The following is a 22,984-nucleotide window of genomic DNA, read 5'->3' as shown; positions in this document are numbered from 1 at the left end:
CCTTATTCAAACCTGCGCGATCCACTTGCGATGCGTGTGAATCGACATCAAAACCCCAAACGCTGACAGCAATGTCACCAGCGAAGTTCCGCCGTAGCTAATGAACGGCAACGGCACCCCAACCACCGGCAACAGGCCACTGACCATACCGATGTTGACGAAAACGTAAACAAAAAAAGTCATGGTCAGGCTGCCGGCGAGCAATTTGCCGAACAGCGTCTGCGCCTGGGCAGTGATCACCAGGCCGCGCCCGATCAACAACACATAGATCAGCAACAGGGCGCAAATGCCCACCAGGCCGAACTCTTCGCCCAATACCGCAATAATGAAGTCGGTGTGGCTCTCGGGCAAAAAGTCCAAGTGCGACTGCGTGCCCAGCAACCAGCCCTTACCAAATACGCCACCGGAACCGATGGCCGCCTTGGACTGGATGATGTTCCAGCCGGTGCCCAGCGGGTCGCTTTCCGGGTCAAGGAAGGTCAGGATCCGCTGCTTCTGGTAGTCGTGCATAAAGAAGAACCACATCGCCACGGCGACCGGGATGGCGGCGGCCAGCACGCTGAGGATCCAGCGCCAGCGCAGGCCGCCCATAAACAGCACGAACGCGCCGCCCGCGAGAATCAGCAGCGAGGTGCCGAGGTCGGGCTGGCGCACGATCAGGATAAACGGCACGCCGATCAGGATCAGGCTCACCCCCACGTGCTTGAGTTGCGGCGGCAAGGTGCGCTTGGACAGGTACCAGGCGATGGTCGCCGGCATCAGGATCTTGAGGAATTCCGAGGGCTGGAAGCGAATCACCCCGGGTATGTTGATCCAGCGCGTCGCGCCCATGGCGTTGTGGCCCATGACATCCACCACCACCAGCAGCAATACGCCGACGACATACCCCAAGGGCACCCAGCGCGCCATGAACCGCGGCTCCAGCTGGGCGATCACCACCATCGACAGCAGGCCCAGGCCGAACGAGGACGCTTGCTTGATCAGCAGGTCCCAGTTCTTGCCGCTGGCCGAATACAGCACGAACAGGCTACCGGCCGCGAGGGTCAGCAACAGAATCAGCAAAGGGCCATCAATGTGCATGCGTTGCAGCAACGTCGCACGGCGACGCATCACATCCTCACTGGAGAGGATGCGGTCAAAATTACTCTTCACGGGCCGTAACCTCGGTGCTTGAAGGGGGGCCGCCATATTCGGATTTGAGCCTGCCGTCGTCGGCCAACAGCCATGCGTCCATGATCTGACGCACCACAGGCGCTGCGACGCCGGAGCCGGACTCGCCGTTCTCGACCATCACCGCCACCACGATTTTCGGGTCGTCGGCCGGCGCAAAGCCGACAAACAAGGCGTGGTCGCGGTGACGCTCCTGAACCTTGGAGCGGTCGTATTTCTCGCCCTGCTTGATCGCCACCACCTGGGCCGTACCGCTTTTGCCGGCAATGCGGTATTGCGCACCGACCGCGGCCTTGCGCGCGGTGCCACGGGCGCCGTGCATCACTTGCTGCATGCCGTGGTTGACCTTGGTCCAGTCGGACGGGTCGCGCAGCACGATGTCGGGAATCGGGTTTTCATCCACAGGCTTCTGGCCTTCGATGGTCTTGGCCAAGTGCGGGCGGTTCCACACGCCTTTGTTGGCCACCAGCGCGGTGGCCTGGGCCAGTTGCAGCGGTGTGGCCTGCATGTAGCCCTGGCCGATGCCAAGGATCAGCGTTTCGCCCGGGAACCACGCCTGGCGACGGGTCGCACGCTTCCACTCGCGCGATGGCATCAGGCCAGGGGATTCTTCGAACATATCCAGGGAGACTTTCTGACCGAGGCCGAACTTGCCCATATAGGCAGACAGCCGATCAATCCCCAGCTTGTGGGCCAGGTCATAAAAATAGGTGTCGTTGGAGCGCATGATCGCGGTGTCCAGGTCGACATAGCCGTCACCGGTGCGGTTCCAGTTACGGTATTTGTGATCGTAGTTGGGCAACATGTAGTAGCCGGGGTCGAACACCCGACTCGAGGCCGTGACCACACCCGAATCCAGGCCGGCAATCGCCACCGCCGGTTTGATCGTCGAGCCCGGCGGATACAGCCCGCGCAGCACACGGTTGAACAACGGCCGGTCAATGGAATCACGCAGTTCGGCGTAGGCCTTGAAGCTGATACCGGTCACAAACAGGTTCGGGTCGAAACTCGGCTGGCTGACCATCGCCAGCACTTCGCCAGTGGCCGGGTTGAGCGCCACGACGGCGCCACGACGTCCGCCCAGGGCCATCTCCGCCGCTTCCTGCAACTTGATGTCCAGGCTCAGCACAATGTCTTTGCCAGGGATCGGGTCGGTGCGCTTGAGCACGCGCAGCACGCGGCCACGGGCGTTGGTCTCAACTTCTTCGTAACCGACCTGGCCGTGCAGCTCCGGCTCGTAGAAACGCTCGATGCCGGTTTTGCCAATATGGTGGGTGCCGCTGTAATTCACCGGATCGAGGCTTTTAAGCTCTTTCTCGTTGATGCGCCCCATATAGCCCACGGAGTGCGCAAAGTGCGCACCTTGCGGGTAATGCCGCACCAACTGCGCCACCACCTCTACACCCGGCAGGCGAAACTGGTTCACCGCGATGCGCGCGATCTGTTCTTCGTTGAGCTCGAACAGGATCGGCACCGGCTCGAACGGCCGACGCCCCTGCTTCATGCGTTTTTCGAAGATCACCCGGTCTTCCGGTGTCAGCTGCAGCACCTCCACGATCACATCGAGGATCTGCTGCCAGTCGCCGGAACGCTCGCGGGTCATGCTCAAGCTGAAGCTGGGTCGGTTGTCCGCCACCACTACGCCATTGCGGTCGAAAATCAGCCCACGGGTCGGCGGAATCGGCTGCACATGCACCCGGTTGTTTTCCGACAAGGTGGAGTGATAGTCGTACTGGATCACCTGCAGGTAATACAGGCGCGCAATCAGCACCGCAATCAGACCCACCACCAAAAAAGCGCCAAACACCACGCGTGCGCGTACCAGACGTGCGTCTTTCTCGTGGTCCTTGATGCGGATTGGCTGGGTCATCGGCAATGGCGCAGATTATTTGTGGTAAGGGTGCCCGGACAGAACTGTCCAGGCGCGATACAGCTGTTCACCGATCAGAATCCTTACCAACGGGTGCGGCAACGTGAGTGCCGACAGCGACCAGCGCTGGTCCGCCCGCGCGCAGACTTCCGGCGCCAGCCCTTCGGGGCCGCCGACCATGAAGTTGACGGTACGCGAGTCCAGGCGCCAGCGGTCCAGTTCCACCGCCAACTGCTCGGTGCTCCAGGGCTTGCCGTGCACCTCGAGGGTGACGATGCGCTCGTTGGGGCCGACCTTGGCCAGCATGGCTTCGCCTTCCTGACGGATAAAGCGCGCCACGTCGGCATTCTTGCCCCGGGTGTTGAGCGGTATTTCCACCAGCTCCAGCGACAGCTCAGCGGGCAGACGCTTGGCATACTCGTGCCAGCCTTCTTCCACCCACTTGGGCATGCGTGAACCGACAGCGATCAGACGCAGGCGCACAGCCGTTCCTTATTCCTGGTCTTTGTTGAGCTTGTCGAAGTGCGCGTGGCCCACTTCCGGGCTGTGGTGCTTCCCATCGGCCGCGCGGCTCTGCTCGGCGCCTTTCCACAGACGTTCCAGGTCGTAGAACTGACGGGCGTTGCTGGTCATCATGTGAACGATCACGTCGTCCATGTCCAGCAGTACCCAGTCGCTGTCGCCCTTGCCTTCTTCACCCAGTGGCTTGACGCCCTGGGCTTTGACGGCTTCGCGAACCTTGTCGAGCATCGCGCCGATCTGGCGGTTGGAAGTACCGGTAGCAATGATCATGAAGTCGGTGATGCTTTGTTTATCGCGCACGTCCAGCACCTGGATGTCCTGGGCTTTAACGTCTTCCAGGGCCGCCACGGCGACTTTTACCAGCTCTTCGCCAGCCAGCTCAGGGCCGGTGTGCGCTTCTACTGGCAGCGGGGCGCTTTTGAAAGTGCCTTTGCGCTTAACTTTGCTTACGTCTTTGTTCGTCATATAAAACTCGTTTTGCTCGTATGTTCGGGCGCTCGCTGCACGAATGTTCGTGCGATCAAGCGCGCCTTTTCAGTTCGACGCACGGTAAAGCCCGTGCGCATCGATGTAGGCCAGGACCGCGTCAGGCACCAGGAAACGTACCGACTTCCCGCTGGCCAGCAGTTGACGGATCTGGGTGGCGGACACCGCAAGCGGGGTCTGCCAGACGAATGCAATATTCCCGTTCGGCCCGGTCAGGGCCAAGGGGTCACTTACCGACCGCGCGGCCAGCAGGTTGCGCAAGGCATCCGGCGGTTCGCTGTCGGCATCCGGGCGTTGCAAAACCAGGATGTGGCAATGCTGGAGGAGTTCCTCCCAGCGATGCCAAGAGGGCAGGCCGCAAAATGCGTCCCAGCCCAAAAGCAGAAACAACTGGTCATCTGCGGCCAACTCGGCGCGCATCAGTTCCAGGGTGTCGACAGTGTAGGACGGTTTATCGCGTTTGAGTTCGCGGTCGTCCACCACCAGCGGCGGTATACCTTCTACAGCCAGGCGCACCATTTCCAAGCGTTGCTGCGCAGACACCTGCGGCATATCGCGATGGGGCGGGCGCGCATTGGGCATCACGCGCAACTCATCCAGCGCGAGGGCATCCGCGACTTCCAGGGCACTGCGCAAATGGCCGATGTGCACGGGGTCGAAGGTGCCGCCGAGCAGCCCGATGCGTTTACCCATCAAGTGCGCACATGACCGTCGCCGAACACCACGTACTTCTCGCTGGTCAGGCCTTCCAGGCCAACCGGGCCGCGTGCGTGGAGCTTGTCGGTGGAAATGCCAATCTCCGCGCCCAGGCCATACTCGAAGCCGTCGGCAAAACGCGTCGAGGCGTTGATCATCACCGAGGCGGAATCCACTTCGGTGAGGAAACGCCGGGCATCGCTGAAATGCTCGGAAACAATAGCGTCGGTGTGCTTGGAGCCGTATTTATTGATGTGTTCGATGGCCTGGTCCAGGTCGTCGACGATGCGGATCGACAGGATCGGCGCCGTGTACTCGGTGTACCAGTCTTCTTCAGTCGCTTCGATCACGTCCGCGCCCAGCAGCGCACGGGTGCGTTCGCAGCCACGCAGTTCCACGCCCTTGTCACGGTAGATGGCAGCCAGCGGCGGCAGCACGCGCGCGGCAATGCCGGCGTGTACCAGCAGGGTTTCCATGGTGTTGCACGGCGCGTAACGGTGGGTCTTGGCGTTGTCGGCGATGCGGATCGCCTTGTCGAGGTCGGCCGCGATGTCGATGTACACATGGCACACGCCGTCCAGGTGCTTGATGACCGGCACCTTGGCATCACGGCTGACGCGTTCGATCAGGCTCTTGCCACCGCGCGGCACGATCACGTCGACAAATTCCGGCATGGTGATCAAGGCGCCCACGGCGGCGCGGTCGGTGGTTTCCACCACCTGCACCACTTCGGCCGGCAACTCGGCCACAGCCAGGCCTTGCTGGATGCACACGGCAATGGCGCGGTTGGAATTGATTGCCTCGGAACCGCCACGCAGGATGGTGGCGTTGCCCGACTTGAGGCACAGGCTCGCGGCGTCGATGGTCACGTTCGGGCGCGACTCATAGATGATGCCGATCACGCCCAGGGGCACGCGCATCTTGCCCACCTGAATACCGGACGGCAGGTAACGCATATCGCGGATTTCACCGATGGGGTCAGGCAGCTTGGCCACCTGACGCAGGCCTTCGATCATGTCGTCGATACGTGCAGGAGTCAGCGCCAGGCGGTCCAGCAGCGCAGGTTCCAGGCCACTGGCGCGGCCGTTGGCCAGGTCCAGTTCGTTGGCGGCGGCCAACTCGGAGCGCGAAGCATCCAGAGCATCGGCGGCAGCCAGCAAGGCACGGTTCTTCTGCGCAGTGCTCGCACGGGCGATCAACCGCGAGGCCTGCCGGGCAGCGCGACCCAGGCGGGTCATGTAGTCAAGAACGGACTCAGTCATGGTCAGGGAGTCTTGGCAAAGAGGAAAGCGGCAGATTATAGCTGTGACGCCGCCCGACTGACAGCGGTGAGGGGCGGATGGTCGAAATGAACTGTAAAAACTTAGGGTTCAGCGGTAATTAAGGTGGGAGTTGTTATTATTCGGTCACATTTAGCCGTATTAACCCTTACCGCCATGTCCAGTTTTGCCCCCCAACTGCCCGCCAGCGCCCTGCCCGACAGCTTCTTCGACCGTGACGCGCAAATACTTGCGCGCGAATTGCTCGGCAAAGTCATCCGCCACCGCGTCGGTGAAACTTGGCTTTCGGCGCGAATTATCGAAACCGAAGCCTATTACGTGGCCGAAAAAGGCAGCCATGCCTCACTCGGTTACACAGAAAAGCGTAAGGCTTTGTTTCTGGATGGTGGGCACATCTACATGTACTACGCCCGTGGCGGCGATTCGCTGAACTTCAGCGCTCACGGCCCCGGCAATGCGGTGCTGATCAAATCGGCTTATCCGTGGGTCGATGCGGTGTCCGGCCCGGCGAGCCTGGCGCAGATGCTGCTCAACAACCCGGACGCCAATGGCCACCCACGCCCATCGCAAAAGCTCTGCGCCGGCCAAACGCTGCTGTGCAAAGCCCTGGGCCTGAAAGTGCCGATGTGGGACGCCAAGCGCTTCGACCAGGAACGGCTGTTTGTTGAAGACGTGGGCCAAACCCCGACGCAGATCATCCAGACCACCCGCCTGGGCATTCCCAGCGGGCGCGATGAACACCTGATGTACCGCTTCGTGGATGCGGGTTATGCGCCGTATTGCACCCGGAACCCGCTGCGCCGGGGCCAGGTCGAAGGCTGTGATTATTTTTTGATTTGAACAGACAGAAGCAGCCCAGCACATCGAATGTGGGAGCTGGCTTGCCTGCGATAGCGGTTGAACATTCACTGTCGAGGTGACTGACACACCGCCATCGCAGGCAAGCCAGCTCCCACAGTTGATCGCCACTGCCGACATAAATGGAGTGAAGTTTTATGGGCCAATGGCTCGATAGCATTACCGGCTGGCTCACACTGAACCCCGAATGGCTGGCGGTGGCGGTATTTATCGTCGCGTGCGTTGAGTGCCTGGCCATCGCCGGTCTGATCGTGCCAGGCACCGTCTTGCTGTTTGCCATTGCGGCGCTGGCCGGCAGCGGTGCGCTGTCGCTAAGCGAAACCTTGCTGCTGGGCTTTCTCGGCGGCTTGCTCGGCGACGGGATTTCCTACTACCTGGGCCGACACTTCCATCAGAACATCCGGCGCCTGCCCGGTTTACGCCACCACCCGGAATGGATGAACGGCGCCGAAACCTACTTCCACAAGTACGGCATCGCCAGCCTGCTGGTCGGGCGTTTCATCGGCCCGCTGCGCCCCATGCTGCCAATGGTAGCGGGCATGTGCGACATGCCGTTCCCACGGTTTGCCGCCGTCAGCGTGGTGGCCGCGGCCGGTTGGTCGGTGGCCTACCTGCTGCCGGGCTGGGCCACCGGCGCCGCCTTCCGCCTGCCGCTGCCGGAAGGTTTCTGGCTGGAAGCCGGGATTGTGGCCGGGTGTATCGCGGTGTTGCTGGGGCTGAGCTTGAACAGCAGCCTGCGCGGCCATCGTCGCGCCACCGTGTGGGTCGGCTGCGCCAGCCTGACCTTGTTGATCGCCCTGTTTATCGGCTATCCCCACCTCAATCACTTCGACCAGGGCCTTAGTGCGCTGGTGCAGGAGCATCGCAGCCCGTGGCTGGACGAGGTGATGGTGCGGATTACCCAATTGGGTGAATTCCGGAAGATGTTTATCGCCAGTGCGATTTTCACTGGCCTGCTGTTGGTGGCGCGGCAATGGCGGCATGCCGTGTTCGTCGGCGCTACGTTGGCGGGGGCGGCGGTGATCAACACCGGCACCAAGCTGTTTTTCGCCCGTGGCCGCCCGGAAATTCTCACCGACCCACTGACCAGTTTCAGCATGCCCAGCGGCCACGCCTCCGGCGCCTTTGCCTTCTTCCTCGCACTGGCGGTGCTGGCCGGGCGCGGGCAACCCACGCGCCTGCGCCTGACCTGGATGTTGCTGGGCTGTATTCCCGCCGCGTTCATTGCCTTGTCGCGGGTGTATCTGGGTGCGCATTGGCCGACGGACATTCTCGCCGGCACATTGCTGGCAATGACGGTGTGCGCTTTCAGCCTGGCCATCAGCCAGTACCGAACCCCGCTGCCGGCCATGCCGCAAAAAACCTGGTGGCTGTTATTGCCGGCCATCGTCGCGGTGCTGGGCTTTATCGCCTTCACCGGCACCCCCCACGCAATGCTGCGCTACGCCTACTGAGTGAACAGTTCGCCCTGCAACTCGTCGAGCAACATCTGGATCGCATCCAGGCGTTGCTGCGGGTCGTCGAGTTGCAGCAGGTCGATCTTGTCGGCCTCGGTGAACGGCAGCAGATACGCCAGCTGATTGCCCAAGGCTTGCTGGCCCTCGGCATGCGCGTCCATGTCCAGCGAGGCCACCATCGGGTGCTCGGCCAGGGCCTGAAGCAACGCCAGCAGGTCGGCGTCTTCTTCTTCCAAGGGTTGGTCGGGCAGTTCTTCGAGCCATTGCACCTCGGCCACCAGCAACTGGTCCTTCTGCACGCCGGCGTCGCGCACGCGAAAGCGCCTTCCGCCTTCGACACGAATGCCCAGCAGGCCGTTGTCCTGCTGCTTGAAATCGCGGATCAGCGCTTCACAGCCGATCAGCGCGTAGCCGTCCGGGGCCATGCCGACTTCCTTGCCGTCGAGGATGCACACCACACCAAAGCTTTCGCCCTTTTTCATGCAGCGGCTGATCATGTCCAGGTAGCGCGCCTCGAACAGTTGCAAGTCGAGGGTGCAACCAGGGAACAGCACGGTATTGAGCGGGAACAGCGCCAGACTCATAAAGGTTTCCTTAAACCTGGTTTAAACGATCACCGACACGGCCAGCGGCAGGAAAACCGCCGTGCCCACGCCCATCAGACTCATGGCCAACGCCGCAAAGGCGCCGCACTCTTCACTTTCCTGCAACGCCACCGAGGTGCCGACGGCGTGGGCGGTCATGCCCAATGCCATGCCGCGCGCCTCGGGGCTGTGTACACCGAGGCGCGACAGGTACGCCGGGCCGATCATCGCGCCAATCACCCCGGTGATCAGCACAAACACCGCCGCCAGCGCGGCCACGCCACCAATCTGCTCAGCCACCAGCATGGCAATCGGCGACGTCACCGACTTGGGCGCCATGGTCATCAGCATCATATGTTCAGCGCCGAACCACCAGCCCAGCAACACACACAAGCCGGTGGACACCACGCCGCCTACCACAAGCGTAGTAAAAATCGGCCAGAACAATTGACGAATCCGTCGCAGGTTCAAGAACAGCGGCACCGCCAATGCCACCGTCGCCGGGCCGAGCAGGATGCCCATGATCTCGGTGCTCTTGCGGTATTCGACGTAGGTCAGGCCGCAGCTGAGCAACACACCGATCACCAGCAGCATCGACACCAGCACCGGCTGCAGGAAGATCCAACGGGTTTTCTCGAATGCCGCCAGCACCAGTTGGTAGGCGCCCAGGGTGATGCCGATGCCGAACAACGGATGATGAATAACCGCAGCCCACGCGCCATGCCAATCGCCGATCATTGATCGCGCTCCTTACGCTTGACCATGCGCTGCATCAGCACGCCGACAAAGCCCATGGCGATCACCAACGACAACACCAGAGCGCCGACGATGGCCCAGAAATCGGCGGCAATATCTTTGGCGTAGACCATCACACCCACCGCCGGCGGCACCAGCAACAAAGGCAAGTACCGCAACAAGCTGCTGGCGGCCAGGCTCAGGGGCTCGCCGACTTCTCCGCGCCAGATCAAATAGCCCAGCATCAGCAGCAAGCCGATGATCGGCCCCGGCAGTACCGGCAACAGCAAATGGTTGATCGCGGTGCCGATCAGTTGAAACAGCACCAGCCAGGTCAGGCCCCGTAACAGCATCGCTTTCTCCCCTCTAAAGCTGGGACGCATTATAAGCACGCCCGCCGTATGCTTCGGCATTCGCCAAAAGCATGGTGGGTTGACCGGGTGGGTTGCCCATGATGATCTACATTGGTTCTCTGTAACCCATAAAAAACAGAATCGATGAACCAAGGAGAGTCGCAATGCCCTATGTACCTGTAGCGCAGCTCAAAGATTATGTCGGCAAGGAACTGGGACGTTCCGAATGGCTCACCATCGACCAGGCGCGTATCAACCTGTTCGCAGAAGCCACCGGCGATCATCAGTTCATCCACGTCGACCCGGTCAAGGCCGCCAAGACCCCGTTCGGCAGCACCATCGCCCACGGCTTCCTGTCGCTGTCGCTGATGCCCAAGCTGATGGAAGACATCCTGATCATGCCCGAAGGCCTGAAGATGGCCGTCAACTATGGCCTGGACAGCGTGCGTTTTATTCAGCCGGTCAAGGTTAATTCCAAAGTCCGCCTGAACGTCACCCTCACCGACGTGACCGAGAAAAAACCTGGCCAATGGCTATTTAAGGCCACCGCCACCCTGGAAATCGAAGGCCAGGAAAAACCTGCATACATCGCCGAGTCGCTGTCACTCTGCTTCGTGTAAGGCCGGGCCTGTGGCGAGGCAATAAACCTTGCCACAGTGTATGTAAATTTATGTATGAATCTCGCAGCTGCGGCATACTCGGCGCTTAATTATCCGGATCCCGCTATGCGCCCACTCGCTCCCCTTGCCCTTGCCCTGTTGCTCACCGCTTGCGGAGACGGCGAATCGCTGTTGCCGCCCGATGCGCGCCTGCCCGACGGCGGCCGTTACCGGGGTGATGTGGTCAACGGTTTGCTGCAAGGCCAGGGCCGCGTGGACTACCCCAACGGCAGTTGGTACGCCGGCCAGTTCGACAAAGGCCAGTGGCACGGCCAGGGCGAATGGCATGGCAGCAACGGCGAGGTCTACAAAGGCCAGTTCCAGCAAGGCCTGTTCGACGGCCAAGGCAGCCTGACCACGGCGGGCAGCAGCTACGTCGGCGGCTTCAAGAACGGGCGACGCAACGGCGAAGGCACCCTCAAAGAGGGGCAGATGACCTATCGCGGCGAATTCAAAAACGATCAATATTCCGGCCTTGGCCGCCTGGAGTTGGCCGACGGCAGCCAGTACCAGGGCCAGTTCGAGCACGGCAAACCGAATGGCGAAGGCCAGCGCAACGACGACAGCGGCAACCAGTTCAGCGGCCGTTTTGTCGATGGTCAGCTTGAAGGCAACGGCACCTTCAACAGTGCCGACGGTGATATTTATATCGGCCAGTTCAAACAGAACCAGCTCAACGGCAAGGGCCGTTATGAAAACGCCGACGGCGACGTGTGGATCGGCCAGTTCAAGGAAGGCGCACTCAGCGGCAAAGGCGAGTTGATCGGTGTGGACGGCAGCCACTACGTGGGCCAGTTCAGCGAATGGCGCTTCAGCGGCGAAGGCCGCCTGAACCTCACCGACGGCAGTTTCTATGTCGGTGGCTTCGACAGCGACAGCTATCAAGGCAAAGGCACCCTGGTGCTCACCGACGGCAGTGTGCAGGCCGGCACCTGGGTCAATGGCATGCGCGTGCGCGACGCCGACGGCAAGTTGCTGCCCGACCCGCTGGAGGTCGGCATACTGGCCCAAGGCCGCTTGCTCGATGCCGCGCTCGCCGCCGTGCCGCCCTCCACGCCCGCTGTCGAGCTGTACACCCTGGTATTGGCCGGCGATGGCAAACAAAGCGTATTCCTGCGCGAAGCCGACTATGTCAGCAACATGCTCGCCACCCGCTTCGGTGCCCGCGGGCAGATTCGCCTGGTCAACCACCGCGACCACATCGCCGACCGCCCGCTGGCCACCCGCGAAAGCCTGCGCCGCGCTGTGCAAACCCTGGCCGAACGCACCGGGCCGCAAGACCTGGTGTTTATCTACATGACCAGCCACGGCACCCACGAACATGAACTGGTGCTCGATCAGCCGCGCATGGAACTGGCCGACCTGCCCGCCGATGAGCTGGCCGCCGTACTCGCGCCACTGAAGGACCGAGACAAGATCATCGTGATTTCCGCCTGTTATTCCGGCGGCTTTATCCCGGCGCTGAAGGACGAGCACACGCTGATCATGACCGCTTCGCGCGCTGATCGCGTGTCCTTCGGCTGCTCCGAGGAAGCGGACTTCACCTACTTCGGCGACGCCCTGTTCGCCCAGGCTTTCAACCAGACCGACGATTTGCAACAAGCCTTCAAACTGGCGCAGCTGCACGTGGCCGAGCGCGAACAGGCGGACAACTTCGAAGCCTCTGAACCGCAGATCTGGGCGCCCAAAGGCGTGATTGCCCATTGGCAATTGTTACGTAAACAGCAGGCACGAAAGGCGCTCGAAAGCGTCTCAATGAATAGCAAGGAAGCCAAAGGCAACTAAGCTGTAATGTGTAACAAGGGGGAAACACCATGTACCTGACACCTCAGCATATCTTGCTCGCCGGCGCCTCCGGCCTGACCGGCGAACACCTGCTCGACCGCCTGCTCAACGAACCCACGGTGACCCGCGTACTGGCGCCTAGCCGCAAGCCACTGGCCGAACATCCGCACCTGGAAAACCCGGTGGGTGACCCGGCGGTGTTCCTGCCGCAACTGAGCGGCCAGGTCGATATCGCCTTCTGCTGCCTGGGCACCACGATTAAAAAAGCTGGCTCAGAAGAAGCCTTCCGCGCGGTCGACCTGGACATGGTCGTGGCCTTCGCCAAGCGCGCACGGGAAATGGGCGCGCGCCACTTGATCGTGATCAGCGCAATTGGCGCCGACCCGAAATCCTCGATTTTCTACAACCGCGTCAAGGGCGAAATGGAACAGGCGCTGAAGGCCCAGGACTGGCCGCAATTGACCATCGTGCGGCCTTCGTTGCTGCTGGGGGAACGCTTGGAATCGCGCCTGGCCGAAAAAATCGCCGGGCCGTTGTCGCGGTTGATTCCGGGCAAATACCACGGTATCGAAGTCTGCGAACTGGCCCGCGCCATGTGGCGCCTGGCGCTGGAAGAGCAAGATGGCGTGCGGGTGGTGGAGTCGGATGAGTTGCGTAAGCTCGGCAAATGATCTAGCAGCGCCTGTGCGGGCCCCATCGCAGGCAAGCCAGCTCCCACCTTTGGAAGGCATTCCCCTGTGGGAGCCGGGCTTGCCCGCGATGGGGCCGGCACACTCAACGCAACACTAAAGCCCGCCCGTTGCGTTAAACCCCACGCCCAACACCGTCAATACCGACAACGGCAACAACAAGGTATCGAGCAACGCACTGGCCGGCAGGTCCACATGCGGATAGCTCGGCGCCTCAGCGCCAAAGCGGTCCTTGGCACAACAGCCGCCGTTGATCGCATACAAATCCAGCCGCGTGCCGGCATACACCACCGGCGCCCCAGGTTGCGCAGCATCCAGCGTGCGCGCCGTGGCGCAGCCTGTCAGTTGCAACGCCAACACCACCAGCAGCGCCTTATTCATCACTGCTCAAATGGTGTTCGCCCCAACGCGGCAGCATGTCCTGGGGAATGTTCAGCAGGTTGAGAATGCGCGCCACCACAAAGTCCACCAGGTCATCGATGGTTTGCGGCTGGTGATAGAAACCCGGCGAGGCCGGCAAGATGGTCACGCCCATATTCGACAGCTTGAGCATGTGCTCCAGGTGAATACTCGAATACGGCGCCTCGCGCGGCACCAGGATCAACTGGCGGCGCTCCTTCAGGGTAACGTCCGCGGCCCGCTCGATCAGGTTGTTGCAGGCGCCCGTGGCGATGGCCGACAAGGTGCCGGTGGAGCACGGCACCACCACCATCGCCGCCGGCGCGCCCGAGCCAGAGGCCACCGGCGACATCCAGTCTTCTTTACCGTAAACCTTGATCTGCCCCGCCGCCGCACCGGTGTACTCGGTGAGGAAGGCTTGCATCATCTGCACCTTGGCCGGCAGTTGCACATCCGTCTCGGTGGCCAGTACCAGTTGCGCGGCCTTGGAGATCAGGAAGTGCACCTCGCGGTCTTCGCGCACCAGGCAGTCCAGCAGGCGCAGGCCGTAAGGCGCACCAGACGCGCCGGTCATCGCCAGGGTAACGCGCTCCGGGCCGCTCACTTCAACGCCTCGGCCAGTTTGCCGTGCAGGCCGCCGAAGCCGCCGTTGCTCATGACCACCACATGGGTGCCGGGCTTGGCTTGGTGTTTGACGTGTTCGATGATCGCTTCAATGGAGTCGCACACGATGGATGGCACCGTGCACAGTGCCGCAATCGCCGGCAGGTCCCAGCCGAGGTTAGTCGGTGCATACCAGACCACTTGGTCGGCGTCGTTGACGCTTTCCGGCAGACCATCGCGGTGCGCGCCAAGCTTCATGGAATTGGAGCGCGGCTCGATAATCGCAATGATATTGGCATCACCGACGCGCTTGCGCAGGCCATCCAGCGTGGTCGCAATGGCTGTTGGGTGGTGGGCAAAGTCGTCGTAGATAGTAATTCCGTTCACGTCAGCGACTTTTTCCATCCGGCGTTTCACGCTCTTGAACGCGCTCAAGGCGGCGATGCCCATGGAAGGCACCACGCCCACATGCCGTGCGGCCGCCAGGGTGACCAAGGCATTGGCGACGTTATGTTGGCCGGTCATGTCCCACTCGACGACGCCTTGGGCCTCGCCTTCGAACAGCACTTCAAAGCGCGAGCCGTCTTCGCTGAGCAACTTGACCTGCCACTGCCCGCCCGCGCCGGTGGTTTGCACCGGCGTCCAGCAGCCCATGTCGATAACGCGCTGCAAGGCCTGCTCGGTAGTCGGGTGAATGACCAGGCCTTCGCTGGGGATGGTGCGCACCAAATGGTGGAACTGGCGCTCGATGGCGGCCAGATCAGGGAAAATGTCCGCGTGATCGAACTCAAGATTGTTCAGGATCGCGGTGCGCGGGCGGTAGTGGACGAACTTGGAGCGCTTGTCGAAGAAGGCGCTGTCGTATTCATCGGCCTCAATCACAAAAAACGGCGTATCGCCCAAACGCGCCGACACCGAGAAGTTTTGCGGCACACCGCCGATCAGGAAACCCGGGCTCATGCCGGCATGCTCAAGCACCCAGGCCAGCATGCTGCTGGTGGTTGTCTTGCCATGGGTGCCCGCCACAGCAAGAACCCAGCGACCTTGCAGCACATGGTCGGCCAGCCACTGCGGGCCGGACACATACGGCAACCCTTTGTTGAGTACATATTCGACCGCCGGGTTGCCACGGGACATGGCGTTGCCGATCACTACCAGGTCCGGCACCGGGTCGAATTGCGCGGGGTCGTAGCCTTGGGTCAGCTCAATCCCCTGGGCCTGAAGCTGCGTGCTCATGGGTGGGTAAACGTTGGCGTCGGAGCCGGTGACGTGATGGCCCAACTCTTTGGCCAGAACCGCCATCGAGCCCATGAAGGTGCCGCAGATACCCAGAATATGAATGTGCATAGTTGACCTCGTAAACATCGAGGCAGGTTAGCGCAGGGAGTAGGAAATCGCACCTATTATGCGGCCGGCGCCTACGCGAAGGATTAACCAGTCTTCTTCGCCAAGCGCCGCCACTCATACCGCCTTGTCCCGCCTCGCAGTCATATCGCATAGCGTTTCTTTCACAGCGGCCAATCGCTTCTCTATGGAGTTTAATCGATAAAAAATCGCATCTTTATCTAACAGGTCGGTAGGGGCCGGGTGGTAGCGCTTGGAAAATACGCGGAATTCTTCCGCCTTTTCGGCGACCAGCTCTTCAAACGATACCAGTTCAATTTCCATTTGCTCCAAGCACGCGATAATGTCGGTGGCCGCGTCTTCGGGCGCGATATCTCCCCCTTGCACCTCTTCTCCTGTTAGCTGCGCAAGCTCCTCTTTGGCTCGCTGAAACTCCCGCTGGAGCGTCTGCGCGCGAGCGACCTGTGTTTGATCGACAATCCTGCCAACGCTGTCGGCGCTGTCTTGTTGCGCCGACTCGGCTTGTGCCAAGGCGTATGGGATTTGAAATCGATGCGCTGCCAGACGTTGCGGCTGGATGAGCTGAAACGCCAGACCAACACCAAAGTCGGTCCCCTGATTGATAACCGCTCCAACAGCAAGTTCTACTGCTTGCTCAATAAAAACCGATGCGGCACTTGGCGTGAAGCCTTTCAACGGAGCGCCGTAAGGCTGCATAGTTTTAGCATCATAGGCGTACCACTTGCCGTTTCTTTGCACCGCAATAGCTGGAACCGCTTCGGTATTTGCGCCAAGGGGTCGGTAAACTCCTTCGGCGATGGCATCTTTTTTTCCTGCATGAGGAATGTCAAAGCTGCCGCTACGCCTATGGGCGTGGCGCAACTTATCAAATAAGGAAGGCGTCTTGCCGGACAAGGACTTAAAACCGCGCTTGCTCAGCTTGGCCAGATTAAATAGCCCACGTCCGGTGTCATAGAGGCCTCGCAGGGGGTTAGCCGCTTTTGCGCCCGCTTTCACGAACCCCTTTAGAAAACCCAGGGTTGCACCAAGCCCCTTGGCGCCAGCCTTGACACCTAAGGCCCCACCTTTAAGAGCAGGCAGCACCAACCCGACAACATCAAGCAATAAATAAAAGAGCCCTTCGATCGGTCGGCCGTTCTTGAAGCTTTTAAATGTCTCGTAAAAGAGGATAAAGCTGCGCAAGAACTCCATGCTGGCTTTGTCCCTTCTTATATCGCGCTCCTGAGTTGTTTCGCCGAAAGCCGATTTTTTGGCCGCATCCAAACCCTGGCTGAAATAAGCACTGACCACCATGGACAACTCTTTGACTCGCGCCGACGCAGCCGTCGCTTCTAACTTGGGATACGGCTCCTTCGCTGGCATCTCCAGTGATTTCGATGGATAAATGGAGAGCGCGGCGAAGTCAATTTTGTCTGTTTTAGGCCATGGCGTACCGAGTGCCTGCCAGAGGATAGTCACCGTATCTTCATGCTCATCGGGACGTCCGGGGCGCTCCATGGAAAAATACAAGCGGCTCCCCGGAAACCGCAGCCCAGGCCCCGAAGGATCGACATCCCTGATAATTTTCCCTTTCGACGGCGAATACAGATAATGGCCAGTCTTTCCGTTCAGTTCGGCCCTGATGAGAATAGCGTCACCGTGCAAATAGCCAAACATCGGATGGTCCGAGCGCACAGGCCCTTGATGGCTCGAAGGAGAGTTGAGACAAAAGGTGGTGACTTTACCGCGCTCAATCATCAGTCGATCTTCAACCGGCAGCAGCGATAGCTGATACTGGAAGCTCGTTTCCAGAGAGCTCTTCAATCCATCGGCGTAGGCATCGAACTGCGCATCGAACACGTCCTTTATAGGCGGCAGTTTGGAGAAACCTGCTTGGACAGTGGCCGTTGTAAAGTCAGTATTCGAAGAGGTCCAATCATGTTTGTATAAGTCGCCGGACATATAGATATCCAACAGCGAATAAGTCCCGCGCTTGCGCGAACTTGGCGGAAGATCGCCGAGCAGCGTTTTGTCCTCAAAGAAGCCTTCCTTTTCAGGGCCGTAGACTCGCATTAATTCAATCAATGTCAATTCCCTGCGTGTCATTATTGACACATCCACCGCTTTGGCGGCTTCCACCAATCTGTCGACCTGCTGTTGCAGGGCAGATGCCGCGCGATCAATGGTCTCGGCGCTGTAGGCATCATCACTGCTTTCGTCAATAACGCAGTTAGCAATGCCCCAATCGATCACCGACCTGATTGCAGCTGCCTGCAACTGGCTCTGCCCTTCCTCCGAAATGGGCGCCAAGGCGTCACGCTGCATAATGTCAGCATACGCCTGCCCGGCCGACGCCCCTGGCGTGTCTAGTTCGCGGCGCATAACAGCCGTGCTGAACGATGCCCATTGCTGGGAGCCATAAACCATTGAAGGAGGCGGGTCTTGGACCAGAAACTCAGGCGCTGACATAGCCAGCAATTGATAGGCCACTACTTTCGCCAACTGCGGACCGAACCGGGCTTCCAAGTGTTTTTCAAAGCGTTGTCTGATCTCTGCCGGCGAATGCCCCCAATTGCTTTGCTGGCGCAGGTTATAACCGGCTAAATCATTGCGTCGCTGGCCAGCGTTAGGATCGGCATCCGCCACTAATGCAGCGAGCAGCACTTCCTGGGCACTGGTTTGAGTGGGCAGTGCGCCAATCGCCTCCTGCAATCGATTACCCAATGCACGCGCCTGAGGGGTGCTGATCAACGCCTTGAGAAAAACCCCGGAGTGCCCGCCGGCCAGTGCCCTTACCGATGCAGGGAGAGCACGTTGCAGATATTCAAGAAGGCTGGGCGCACGCCCTTGCCCGTCAGTTTTAACCTCTGTTTGAAGCGTTTTCCAGCCGTTCACGACCTCCCTTACTTTTTGTTGATCGGCCTCGCCCAACGGCACCTCTTTCCTTAACAGCCCGCCATAATCCTCCTCAACCGGTGCGGACAAAGGCGGGGCGGACAACGCGCGTTCCAAGTTGGCGAGTTCGTCCTTAGTGGCCGGCACTCGCAGGCCATAGCTGACGATTAATTGTTTAAGGCTGAGGGTCACGGGTTGTTTCTGCTGTGCGCTCCATAATGCAGAATGCGGTGCGACCGCCACCTCGATAGTTTCCAAATCGAATGTCGCATCGGGCATCTCACCCTGCTTTTTCAAAGCACTGAGCATGGTATTCAGCACATGGGCTTCACCGGTCATACGCAAATTTTTCAGACGTGTCTCGTCGTCCGGTAGTGCGCCATACCCACTGAAAATCGGACGATTGCTGAGCTCATTCGCGCGGGCGGTTTTTTGTTCCTGCGAAATAAAATCGGGCTCGCCGTAAAAACGCTGTACGGCACTTGAACTGACGATGAAGCCTCCAAGTTCATCGCGCGGAAAATCAGATGGCAAGTAAATAATGTCGTAATGAGCAAGCGCTTTAGCGGCGTCCAACAGGCTGGCAACGATATCTTTAACGCCGGGTATATCGGTTAATTCGGGTGAATCAATAGTTAATCGTATACGACCTTCAAATTCGATTACACCCTTATCTGGGTTAACTTTAAGCGTTTTGAGACTGCCCCCCATAGCGTGTGCCAGACGTTTGAGTAACGGTGAGTCGGCGGCGAACAGCAACGCCTCAAGCCAACGCCCCAAGGTTGACTCTGGTTCAACGCGTAAGGGCCTATCCCTTAAAAGACTCGCGGCATACTGGTGCGTCAAACGCGTATCGGCGGCGATTCTAGAATCTTCGAAATCAGCCGAAACAGGTAAAGGGGTTGTAAGCTTGCGGGGTGAGCCGGCGTCCACATTCGTAGAGGATTGAAGTGGACTACTATACGTGACGCCATCACGCAACGAACCAGCAACGGGCACTGTCATACTGACCCCTAACTTATTAATGTGCTTATTGACACAACACCCACTGCCACCTCATAGAGGTGGCAGTGGGTTTATCGCAGGGATTTACGGCACCAGAGGAAAACTAACGTCACACCGTGACGTCGGCGACTTGAGACTGTTCTTGTTTCTGCTCATGTTACATTTTTTCAAGTTTTTCCTTTGCGTCACTTTGCGTCTTATCGATCGCCTTGATTCTTAGCTCGATGGTCTTGACCAAAACTTCGAACCTTGCCTCCCCTTCGGGGAGCGCTTCTGGACGGACGTAAGCTTTAAAATGCACCAAATATTGATTACTGATTTCGCCGGTGTGCTCCTCTGCAAAATCCAACAATCGCTCCATTTCCTCCAACCGGCCAAGGGTCGTGGGCGGCCAATTTGCAGCTGGAATATAGCCATGTCTGGTATCTCCAAATCTCAACGCTATCGACGAATTAGCCAGTAAGAACACCTTTTCCTGGGCCTCATTTACCCGGGGGTAGAGCACCTGTAAAGCGACATCTTCTACTGTTTCCGGCGCTGTTGTCGGAGCTGTTGTCGGAGCTGTTGGCGAGGCTGCTGACGGGTCTGCAGGTGAGCCCGCGGGCGTCCCAGCAACCGGCGGCGCAGTGGGCGGTGGTGGCGTCAATGGCGCAGGGTTATAGGCGGCTTTGATTGCCTCGCCCGCATAAACAGAGCCTGAATAGGAGGCCACGCTGATCGGCGCCGATACAACCCCCGTAATCCCTGCACTAATGCCCGCGTCACGTGCGACTTGGGCGGCACTGGGCGATTTAGGAATCACACCGGACTTGATCAGTTTGTCGGCGTCAGTCATACGCTGAGCCACTTCGGCAACAGTCGACTTTTTCGGAGTTTCCGACGCAGGATCTTTACCCTGCCAACCATAAATCTTTTTCTTGGCCACGGGCGTTAAAAAATGTTCATGCGGCTCGTTATTGCCTTTTACAGCGGTGGTCATATCCCTTGCAACCTTGCCATCTTTATCAAGCGGGCGTTTTTGCGCATCTATCAGATAGCCCTCCTTATTGACGACTCTCTGATCTTGATCAACGTATTCCCCCTTAGTGTTGATCAAACGCCCTGCTGGATTGATCAGACGGTCTTTGCCATCCACTAAGTGCCCATCATCATTCACAAGTGCGCCTCGCGAATTGATCGTATGATTCTGGGCATTAATCAGTTTTCCTTTATCATTCACTGCGTGCCCGTGATTATTGATAAGTTGCCCCGCATCATTGACTCTTTGGCCCTTATCATTGACCAACTGATTCTGCTTGTTGACCAACTTACCTTGCTGGTTATAAAAAAGACCATTCGGGCCTTTTTTGAAAACAGGAAACTGAGGTGTTGGCGGCTTCGCCACTGGTGGTTTCACCACTGGCGTCTTCACCACTGGCGGGTTCACCTTTGAATGAAAATTGAATGTCGTAGGCGGGGGAAATTTAAATGGCATAAGAGGCACCCTCAAGAAGTTAGTTAATACCACACACTCCCTGTGTCTCAAAAACTATGTGGCCCTCACCTCTCAGTTAGTTCCAATAAAACCAAGCCGCACGGAAACAGCATCAATTGAATATAACTACCACCCCCATAGAGATTACCTATTAAAGCGGCACGACGTTTTCTGAATACGCCTACAGGCCCGCTATTCCTTATGTTTAGACGCCACCACACCATACTTGCGCAACTTTCGGTATAGCGTATTACGGCTGACGGCCAACTGCTCAGCGGTACGGGTAATATGCCAACGGTGCTGTTCAAGAGCACCCAATAGGGTTTTTCGCTCAGCCTCCTCCAGAGGCGACGTATGCGCAGGCATACAGGGCACAGGGCTCGGCATGCGCACGTTCACAGGTAAATCAGCCTCTACAACACGCCCGTTTTCAGCCAACGCCACCAGCGTGCGCAACACCATGCGTAATTGCCGCACATTGCCCGGCCAGGCGTAGGCGAGCAACGCCTCTCGTGCCGCCATGTCCAGGATGACAGGCTGCCCTGCAGACTCCTGGCCCAGTATGAAATCCAGCAATTGAGCCTTGTCGGTGCGGTCACGCAGTGCCGGCAGCGCGACCTCCAAACCATTGAGTCGGTAATACAAGTCCTCGCGGAAACTGCCGGCCCGGACCCGCTCGATCAAATCACGATGGGTGGCACTGATGATTCGTACGTCCACCGCCTGCGCAGCCCCACCGATAGGCACCACGATGCGATCTTCCAACACCCTTAAAAGGCGGGTTTGCAAAGCGAAGGGCATATCGCCGATCTCATCGAGAAACAACGTTCCGCCATCGGCCTGTTGCAGCTTGCCGCGCATGCCTTCTTTAAGGGCTCCAGTAAAACTGCCGCCGCGATAGCCAAACAATTCGCTCTCAATCAGGCTCTCGGGTATGGCGGCACAATTGAGGGCGACGAAAGGCTTGCTGTTGCGCAGGCTGGCCTGGTGCACGGCCTTGGCGAAGGCCTCTTTGCCGCAACCGGTTTCGCCGCGGATCAGCAACGGCACATCGCGCTCGAACACCTTCAGCGCCTTGCGAAAATCATTTTGCAGGGCTGGATCACCCAAGCAGATGCCAGGTAACCGTGGCACCTCTGGCTTGGCCATTGGGGGCGGCACACTGCGTGGCTGCCCGCGCAACGCGGCAAATAGCGTGCGGCCATCGCGGGTACACAACGGCCAACTGGCGATCACAGTGGCGCTGGCGCGGCTGAGCAACTGGTCGAGGGTACACTCGAAAAACGCCTCCACCGGCTGCCCCAGCAAACCGCCGCGCGCTTGCCCGAGCAGGTTCAGCGCGCTCTGGTTGACCGCACAAATGCGCCCCTCACCATCGAACGCCAGCAGCCCTTCGCTGAACAACCCCACGGACTCCGCCTGCAAGTGAAAGCGCAGCAGCCAGTGCTGTTCAAAATGACGCAGGAAGTAACAACTTTCGATCATCTTGGCCGACAGGTTCACCAGCGCCATAGTGTGGAACTGGCTTTGGCGCGACACCGCCTCACGCGCCGATGACACGTCCAGCACAGCCAGCAATTCACCGTGGGGATCGAACACCGGGCTCGCCGAGCAGGTAAGGCCGGTGTGACGCCCGCGAAAATGCTCATCGCGGTGAATGGTCAGCGACTGGCGCTCCACCAGGCAGGTGCCAATGCCGTTGGTGCCTTCACAGGCCTCGCTCCAGTCGGCGCCCAGCCACAGCCCGGCGCGCTCGAAAACCTGGCGCTCGGCAGGCGCCGTGACGCAGTTGAGGATCACCCCGCGCGCATCGGTGAGCAGCACCGCATGCCCGGCGCCGGAAAGCTGTTGATGCAGGCTGTTCATCTCACTGCCGGCAATGTGCAGCACTTGCTGCATGCGCTCGCGGCTTTCCAGCAGGCGCCCGTGCTCCAGCACGGTGGGGGCCATGGTCAGCGCGGGGTCGAGGTGATAGTCCTCCAGGCAGCGCAACCAGGAGCGGGCGATGGACGGGTCGCTGCCGGGGCCGTGGCCGGGGTCTTGCCCTCGGGTGACGGTCAGGACTTGCTGGGCATGGCGACTGAAATGATCGTTATGCATGTTCTTATTATTCTCCCTGC

At 59.6% G+C, this 22,984-nt stretch carries 20 protein-coding genes; 5 read left to right on the top strand and 15 right to left on the bottom strand.

The genetic code is table 11. The features are described 5' to 3' along the window. Positions 1–6 precede the first annotated feature (6 nt). From rodA to P5706_RS03935, 6 genes are all read right to left on the bottom strand, one after another. Positions 7–1,110 carry a rod shape-determining protein RodA gene (gene rodA / locus P5706_RS03960; RefSeq protein ID WP_200432117.1) on the bottom strand — a complete coding sequence of 368 codons (1,104 nt, stop codon included), beginning with the start codon at positions 1,108–1,110 and terminating at the stop codon, positions 7–9. Positions 1,111–1,141: 31 nt separating this feature from the next. Next, the gene (gene mrdA, locus P5706_RS03955) at positions 1,142–3,040 is read right to left on the bottom strand and encodes a penicillin-binding protein 2 (protein WP_200432112.1); all 1,899 of its coding nucleotides are present in this window, start codon (positions 3,038–3,040) and stop codon (positions 1,142–1,144) included. A 15-nt stretch (positions 3,041–3,055) separates the two neighbouring features. Further along, positions 3,056–3,523 carry a 23S rRNA (pseudouridine(1915)-N(3))-methyltransferase RlmH gene (gene rlmH / locus P5706_RS03950; RefSeq protein WP_003176297.1) on the bottom strand — a complete coding sequence of 156 codons (468 nt, stop codon included), beginning with the start codon at positions 3,521–3,523 and terminating at the stop codon, positions 3,056–3,058. 9 nt (positions 3,524–3,532) lie between these two features. Continuing rightward, entirely contained in the window at positions 3,533–4,027 is a 495-nt protein-coding gene (gene rsfS / locus P5706_RS03945) for a ribosome silencing factor (protein WP_003215432.1), read from the bottom strand. Positions 4,028–4,096: 69 nt separating this feature from the next. Further along, on the bottom strand, positions 4,097–4,741 hold the full coding sequence (gene nadD, locus P5706_RS03940; protein WP_017136048.1) for a nicotinate-nucleotide adenylyltransferase: 645 nt from the start codon (positions 4,739–4,741) through the stop codon (positions 4,097–4,099). Continuing rightward, on the bottom strand, positions 4,741–6,006 hold the full coding sequence (locus P5706_RS03935) for a glutamate-5-semialdehyde dehydrogenase (RefSeq protein WP_200432111.1): 1,266 nt from the start codon (positions 6,004–6,006) through the stop codon (positions 4,741–4,743). Before P5706_RS03935 ends, nadD begins: the two co-directional genes overlap by 1 nt. A gap of 174 nt (positions 6,007–6,180) precedes the next feature. On the opposite strand from P5706_RS03935, the gene P5706_RS03930 reads away from it, so the two are divergent. Both P5706_RS03930 and P5706_RS03925 read left to right on the top strand, forming a co-directional pair. Beyond that, positions 6,181–6,864, top strand: coding sequence for a DNA-3-methyladenine glycosylase (locus tag P5706_RS03930; protein WP_200432110.1), 684 nt, complete (start codon positions 6,181–6,183; stop codon positions 6,862–6,864). Between the two features lie 155 nt (positions 6,865–7,019). Then, positions 7,020–8,336 (top strand): bifunctional DedA family/phosphatase PAP2 family protein, encoded by a 1,317-nt coding sequence (locus tag P5706_RS03925; protein WP_285678602.1) that lies wholly within the window; start codon positions 7,020–7,022, stop codon positions 8,334–8,336. Here the strand turns inward: P5706_RS03925 and P5706_RS03920 are convergent. The 3 genes from P5706_RS03920 to P5706_RS03910 are packed head-to-tail and all read right to left on the bottom strand — an operon-like array spanning position 8,330 to position 10,011. After that, positions 8,330–8,923, bottom strand: a complete 594-nt coding sequence (locus tag P5706_RS03920; RefSeq protein WP_017136044.1) for an LON peptidase substrate-binding domain-containing protein — start codon at positions 8,921–8,923, stop codon at positions 8,330–8,332. The two genes, P5706_RS03925 and P5706_RS03920, sit on opposite strands and share 7 nt — an antisense overlap. 21 nt (positions 8,924–8,944) lie before the next feature. Next, positions 8,945–9,661: an LrgB family protein gene (locus tag P5706_RS03915; RefSeq protein ID WP_285678601.1), complete on the bottom strand. Its 717-nt coding sequence runs from the start codon at positions 9,659–9,661 to the stop codon at positions 8,945–8,947. Continuing rightward, positions 9,658–10,011: a CidA/LrgA family protein gene (locus P5706_RS03910; protein WP_200432107.1), complete on the bottom strand. Its 354-nt coding sequence runs from the start codon at positions 10,009–10,011 to the stop codon at positions 9,658–9,660. Before P5706_RS03910 ends, P5706_RS03915 begins: the two co-directional genes overlap by 4 nt. Positions 10,012–10,175: 164 nt before the next feature. Between P5706_RS03910 and P5706_RS03905 the strand changes: the two genes are divergently transcribed. The 3 genes from P5706_RS03905 to P5706_RS03895 all read left to right on the top strand — a co-directional run bounded on the left by P5706_RS03905 (position 10,176) and on the right by P5706_RS03895 (position 13,126). After that, the gene (locus tag P5706_RS03905; RefSeq protein WP_071485430.1) at positions 10,176–10,631 is read left to right on the top strand and encodes a MaoC family dehydratase; all 456 of its coding nucleotides are present in this window, start codon (positions 10,176–10,178) and stop codon (positions 10,629–10,631) included. Between the two features lie 105 nt (positions 10,632–10,736). Beyond that, positions 10,737–12,455, top strand: coding sequence for a C13 family peptidase (locus P5706_RS03900; RefSeq protein ID WP_200432106.1), 1,719 nt, complete (start codon positions 10,737–10,739; stop codon positions 12,453–12,455). Between the two features lie 29 nt (positions 12,456–12,484). Then, complete coding sequence (locus tag P5706_RS03895; RefSeq protein WP_017136040.1) at positions 12,485–13,126, top strand: oxidoreductase; 642 nt, start codon at positions 12,485–12,487, stop codon at positions 13,124–13,126. Positions 13,127–13,240: 114 nt separating this feature from the next. On the opposite strand, the gene P5706_RS03890 is transcribed toward P5706_RS03895, so the two are convergent. From P5706_RS03890 to P5706_RS03865, 6 genes are all read right to left on the bottom strand, one after another. After that, on the bottom strand, positions 13,241–13,525 hold the full coding sequence (locus tag P5706_RS03890) for a YceK/YidQ family lipoprotein (RefSeq protein ID WP_200432105.1): 285 nt from the start codon (positions 13,523–13,525) through the stop codon (positions 13,241–13,243). Then, positions 13,518–14,147, bottom strand: a complete 630-nt coding sequence (ubiX, locus tag P5706_RS03885; protein ID WP_200432104.1) for a flavin prenyltransferase UbiX — start codon at positions 14,145–14,147, stop codon at positions 13,518–13,520. The genes P5706_RS03890 and ubiX overlap by 8 nt, the downstream gene beginning before the upstream one ends. Continuing rightward, complete coding sequence (gene mpl, locus P5706_RS03880) at positions 14,144–15,493, bottom strand: UDP-N-acetylmuramate:L-alanyl-gamma-D-glutamyl-meso-diaminopimelate ligase (protein WP_285678600.1); 1,350 nt, start codon at positions 15,491–15,493, stop codon at positions 14,144–14,146. The genes ubiX and mpl overlap by 4 nt, the downstream gene beginning before the upstream one ends. Positions 15,494–15,607: 114 nt before the next feature. Then, positions 15,608–19,390: a hypothetical protein gene (locus tag P5706_RS03875; protein ID WP_285678599.1), complete on the bottom strand. Its 3,783-nt coding sequence runs from the start codon at positions 19,388–19,390 to the stop codon at positions 15,608–15,610. Between the two features lie 157 nt (positions 19,391–19,547). Further along, complete coding sequence (locus P5706_RS03870) at positions 19,548–20,864, bottom strand: hypothetical protein (RefSeq protein WP_285678598.1); 1,317 nt, start codon at positions 20,862–20,864, stop codon at positions 19,548–19,550. Between the two features lie 192 nt (positions 20,865–21,056). Next, a complete protein-coding gene (locus P5706_RS03865; protein ID WP_285678597.1) occupies positions 21,057–22,964 on the bottom strand; it encodes a sigma-54-dependent Fis family transcriptional regulator in 1,908 nt (635 codons plus the stop codon). Positions 22,965–22,984: the final 20 nt, after the last annotated feature.

Source organism: Pseudomonas sp. ChxA (assembly GCF_030263855.1).
GTDB lineage: Bacteria > Pseudomonadota > Gammaproteobacteria > Pseudomonadales > Pseudomonadaceae > Aquipseudomonas > Aquipseudomonas fluorescens_CB.
The sequence above is the reverse complement of the archived record's forward strand: the minus strand, read 5'-3'. Positions and strand labels throughout refer to the sequence as shown.

Bases quoted from the DNA above. Each gene is read 5' to 3' on its own strand.
- P5706_RS03865 (WP_285678597.1), bottom strand. From the start codon at position 22,964: ATGCATAACGATCATTTCAGTCGCCATGCCCAGCAAGTCCTGACCGTC.
- P5706_RS03870 (WP_285678598.1), bottom strand. From the start codon at position 20,864: ATGCCATTTAAATTTCCCCCGCCTACGACATTCAATTTTCATTCAAAG.
- P5706_RS03910 (WP_200432107.1), bottom strand. From the start codon at position 10,011: ATGCTGTTACGGGGCCTGACCTGGCTGGTGCTGTTTCAACTGATCGGC.
- nadD (WP_017136048.1), bottom strand. From the start codon at position 4,741: ATGGGTAAACGCATCGGGCTGCTCGGCGGCACCTTCGACCCCGTGCAC.
- P5706_RS03920 (WP_017136044.1), bottom strand. From the start codon at position 8,923: ATGAGTCTGGCGCTGTTCCCGCTCAATACCGTGCTGTTCCCTGGTTGC.
- P5706_RS03935 (WP_200432111.1), bottom strand. From the start codon at position 6,006: ATGACTGAGTCCGTTCTTGACTACATGACCCGCCTGGGTCGCGCTGCC.
- P5706_RS03925 (WP_285678602.1), top strand. From the start codon at position 7,020: ATGGGCCAATGGCTCGATAGCATTACCGGCTGGCTCACACTGAACCCC.
- rsfS (WP_003215432.1), bottom strand. From the start codon at position 4,027: ATGACGAACAAAGACGTAAGCAAAGTTAAGCGCAAAGGCACTTTCAAA.
- P5706_RS03930 (WP_200432110.1), top strand. From the start codon at position 6,181: ATGTCCAGTTTTGCCCCCCAACTGCCCGCCAGCGCCCTGCCCGACAGC.
- P5706_RS03900 (WP_200432106.1), top strand. From the start codon at position 10,737: ATGCGCCCACTCGCTCCCCTTGCCCTTGCCCTGTTGCTCACCGCTTGC.
- P5706_RS03890 (WP_200432105.1), bottom strand. From the start codon at position 13,525: ATGAATAAGGCGCTGCTGGTGGTGTTGGCGTTGCAACTGACAGGCTGC.
- P5706_RS03905 (WP_071485430.1), top strand. From the start codon at position 10,176: ATGCCCTATGTACCTGTAGCGCAGCTCAAAGATTATGTCGGCAAGGAA.
- mrdA (WP_200432112.1), bottom strand. From the start codon at position 3,040: ATGACCCAGCCAATCCGCATCAAGGACCACGAGAAAGACGCACGTCTG.
- rodA (WP_200432117.1), bottom strand. From the start codon at position 1,110: ATGCGTCGCCGTGCGACGTTGCTGCAACGCATGCACATTGATGGCCCT.
- P5706_RS03895 (WP_017136040.1), top strand. From the start codon at position 12,485: ATGTACCTGACACCTCAGCATATCTTGCTCGCCGGCGCCTCCGGCCTG.
- P5706_RS03915 (WP_285678601.1), bottom strand. From the start codon at position 9,661: ATGATCGGCGATTGGCATGGCGCGTGGGCTGCGGTTATTCATCATCCG.
- mpl (WP_285678600.1), bottom strand. From the start codon at position 15,493: ATGCACATTCATATTCTGGGTATCTGCGGCACCTTCATGGGCTCGATG.
- P5706_RS03875 (WP_285678599.1), bottom strand. From the start codon at position 19,390: ATGACAGTGCCCGTTGCTGGTTCGTTGCGTGATGGCGTCACGTATAGT.